Raw genomic sequence first — 693 nt, forward strand, 5'->3', positions numbered from 1 at the left:
TAAACGATAATTTAGCGGCTTAGAGCTGGATGGTGAAGACATCAATCTCGCCGGACATCAGCTTGGGCAAGAGACTATCCCTAAGTCGCTTGAGTCTATCGTTTTCGATGGCGTTAATTCGTATTTGCGCGTACATCGGTGAAACGAGAGATTGAAACTCTGCCAGCTCGTCCCCCGAAGGAAGAATTAACTCATAAGAGAGCGTGTCCGACGGTGTTGTTCTTTGTCTACTGCCCGTTGAGCCAGTAACATGACTACACATAAAGTCGGAAAAGGAATTGCTATCTATGACTGAGTACAGGAAATCTGTAATAGTCTTATCTTTTGCTTTATAGACGATGAACTCCGTAGAGCATACTGCATTCCCGGTCAGACAATACGGCTTCCAAACACGCTTCGTTGTTGGGTTGAGTTTTGAGATCATGAAGCACGAGGCATCAATGATGAATTTATTGCTCTTGATGGATGTGGATAGCTCAAAGACCGGAAACCTCGCCTCATCAAAAGCTGGAATGCTATAATGCTCAAGCAGTATCTCAGGCTCTTTCAGTGGGTTGAAACTCTTATTTGAGATCGTCGCAACCTCTCCAAGAGTTACAATACGCCAGTCGGAAGGCAAATCATTAGGCGAAACAGTCTCAAAACGCTCATGATATATTGCCTGAGCTTGCTGCTCTAAATTATCGTTTATCT

General features: G+C 44.2%; 1 protein-coding gene. It reads right to left on the reverse strand.

From position 1 onward, the window contains the following. Positions 1-19: 19 nt before the first annotated feature. Positions 20-693: restriction endonuclease subunit S (locus tag HMPREF1546_RS19160; protein WP_021751807.1), on the reverse strand; the 674-nt coding region annotated here is incomplete at its 5' end.

The organism is Oscillibacter sp. KLE 1745, from assembly GCF_000469445.2.
Lineage (GTDB): Bacteria > Bacillota > Clostridia > Oscillospirales > Oscillospiraceae > Oscillibacter > Oscillibacter welbionis.